At 73.6% G+C, this 2,858-nt stretch carries 2 protein-coding genes; both read left to right on the top strand.

Going from position 1 to position 2,858, the window contains the following annotated elements; genetic code table 11:
* Positions 1–611: 611 nt before the first annotated feature.
* Positions 612–1,604, top strand: a complete 993-nt coding sequence (locus tag KN815_RS45560) for a hypothetical protein (RefSeq protein WP_216347670.1) — start codon at positions 612–614, stop codon at positions 1,602–1,604.
* A gap of 82 nt (positions 1,605–1,686) precedes the next feature.
* Positions 1,687–2,858: ATP-binding cassette domain-containing protein (locus KN815_RS45555; protein ID WP_216347669.1), on the top strand; the 1,172-nt coding region annotated here is incomplete at its 3' end.

The raw sequence follows: 2,858 nt of genomic DNA, 5'->3' as shown, positions 1-2,858 counted from the left end.
GCGTACGATGCCCCGCGCCGCCACGAGCGGCGCGGGGCACGCGCATATCCGGGCCCCCGGGCTCGAGTCCCGGGCCACGCCCCGGGTCCCCCCGCCCGCCGCCCAACCCCCTCCGGCGCGTAAGGAAATCCAGCCGCCCGGGGCGAATCCAGCCCAACCGGCGCATGGGAAATCCAGCCGCTCGGGAGCGAATCCAGCCCAACCGGCGCGTGGGAAAACCCGCCGCCCGGGGCGAATCCAGCCCAACCGGCGCATGGGAAAACCAGCCGCTCGGGAGCGAATCCCGCCCAACCGGCGCGTGGGAAAACCCGCCGCCCGGGGGCGAATCCAGCCCCTCCGGCGTTTGAGGAGCGGGGGCCCGGGGGCGGAGCCCCCGCACAGGGCCAGGGCGGAGTCCGGACAACCCAGCCCCTCCGGCGCATGGGAAACCAGCCCCTTCGGCGTTTGAGGAGCGGGGGTCCGGGGGCCGAGCCCCCGCACAGGGCCAGGGCGGAGCCCGGCCAACCCAGCCCCTCCGGCGATTGAGGAGCGGGGCCCAGGGGCGGAGCCCCGGCCGGGGCCGGGCCGGGGCCCGGTTTCGGGAAGGGGCGGGGTGGGGGAGACACCCCTCCGTGACCGACCGCACCCTCCCCACCCTCGGCTTCGCCGACACCCCCGCCAAGCACCCCCTCACCTACCCCGGCCGCCCCATCACCCGCCCCACCCTCCTCACCGCCGGAGAGCTGTGGGAGCTCACCCCCACACCAGGCGGCCGCCTGGGCACCTGGACAGTCGACACAAACCCCGGCGCAGGGCCAACAGAGAACCTGGCAACAGAGAACCCGGCAACAGAGAACCCGGAGCCACTCGACACCCTCCTCACCGCCCTCGGCCACCCCCCAACCCCCCACCGCCACCCCGTCATCGCCGTCGGCTCCAACGCCTCCCCCGCCCAGCTCCACCACAAGCTGTCCCGCCCCGGCCACCCGGCCACCGTCCCCATGGTCCCGGTCGACGTGCACGGCATCGCGGTCGGCTGCTCGGCCCACATCGGCCGGTACGGCTACGTGGCCTCCGCCCCGTACACCGCGCCGGGAGCCCGTACCCCCCTGGTCATCGGCTGGCTGGACACCGAGCAACTGGCGGCCGTGGACGCGACCGAGTACCCCAACTACCGCCGCGTCCTGCTGCCCGGCACGGAGTACCCGATGGTGATGCCGTCCGGCGAGCGGCTCGGCGGCGCGTATCTCTACGTCGGCGAGCGCGGCGTGCTGATGTCCCCGGACGGCACCGAACGTCCGCTCCCCGGCGGCGGCGACCAGAGCGCCCTGCTCACCCGCCTGCTCGCCGGTTCGCCGCGGCTGCGGGAACTCCTCGGGCCCGACCCCGGCACCTGGGTCGCCCGCGCGGCCGCCGACCCCGCCGTACGGACGTCCGGCACCCGGATCTTCCAGGAGGAGGGCTGGGCACTCCCCCAGCCCGACCTCCTCCGCTGCCCGGAAGACGACCCAATGCGCCCCGACGGTCCCGCAGACTCCGCAAGCCCCGCAAGCCCCACAAGCTCCACAAGCTCCACAGACCCTCGAGGCCCCAAGAGTTACGGTGCGCTCACATCTCCCGAATAGCGGGAACCGTCAACACCCCGGCTATCCTCCTAACCCTCACCGGGGGCGAGCACGCCCGACCCATGCTCATGAGGGGCGGAGAATGATCGAGGCAGTCGGTCTGACGAAGCGCTACGGCGCCAAGACGGCCGTGTACAACCTGTCCTTCCAGGTGCGGCCCGGCGCCGTCACCGGCTTCCTCGGGCCCAACGGGTCGGGCAAGTCCACCACGATGCGGATGATCCTGGGCCTCGACGAGCCCACCGCCGGCCATGTCACGGTCGGCGGCTACCCGTTCCGCAAGCTGCCCAACGCCCCCCGCCAGGTGGGCGCGCTCCTGGACGCCAAGGCGGTGCACGGCGGCCGCAGCGCACGTCACCATCTGCTCTGCCTGGCCCAGCTTTCCGGGATCCCGACCCGCCGGGTCGACGAGGTGCTGGGCGTGGTGGGCCTCCAGAACGTGGCGCGCAAGCGCTCCAAGGGCTTCTCACTCGGCATGGGGCAGCGTCTGGGCATCGCGGCCGCCCTCCTCGGCGACCCGCAGGTGCTGCTCTTCGACGAGCCGGTCAACGGCCTGGACCCCGAAGGCATCCTCTGGGTCCGCAACTTCATGAAGCAGCTCGCCTCCGAGGGCCGCACCGTCTTCGTCTCCAGCCATCTGATGAGCGAGATGGCGCTCACCGCCGACCATCTGATCGTGATCGGGCGCGGTCAGCTTCTCGCGGATATGAACGTCAAGGACTTCATCTCCTACAACTCGGCGGACTTCGCCCGCGTCCGCACCCCCGAGGGCGACCCGGGGCAGCGCGAGAAGCTGACCGCCGCGCTGAGCGAGGCGGGCGGCCAGGTGCTCCCCGAGCAGGACGGCGCGCTACGGGTGACCGGGCTGCCGCTGCCGCGCATCAGCGATCTGGCGCATGGGGCGGACGTCCGGCTGTGGGAGCTCTCCCCGCACCAGGCGTCGCTGGAAGAGGCGTATATGCGGATGACGCAGGGCGCGGTGGACTACCGGTCGACCGCCGACGAGCGCGCCGGCCTCCAGCAGCAGATGCCCGCCGCGGTGCCGCAGGGCGCGCCGTACGGCTATGCGCCGGGCGCCCCAGGAGCGCCGGGTGCACCGGGAGCCCCGGGAGCCCCGGGAGCCCCGGGAGCCCCGATGGGCTTCCCGCCGGGGACCGTACTGCCGGGATACGCCGAACCGCCGGCCCCGCCGCAGCCGCAGCCGCACGCTCCGGGCATGGCCATGCCCGGAGCCCCTGCCGCACCTCCCGCTCC

It is taken from the genome of Streptomyces niphimycinicus (assembly GCF_018883605.1).
Classification (GTDB): Bacteria; Actinomycetota; Actinomycetes; order Streptomycetales; family Streptomycetaceae; genus Streptomyces; species Streptomyces niphimycinicus.
Note: the sequence above shows the minus strand (reverse complement) of the source record. Positions and strands in the feature narration are given on the sequence as shown.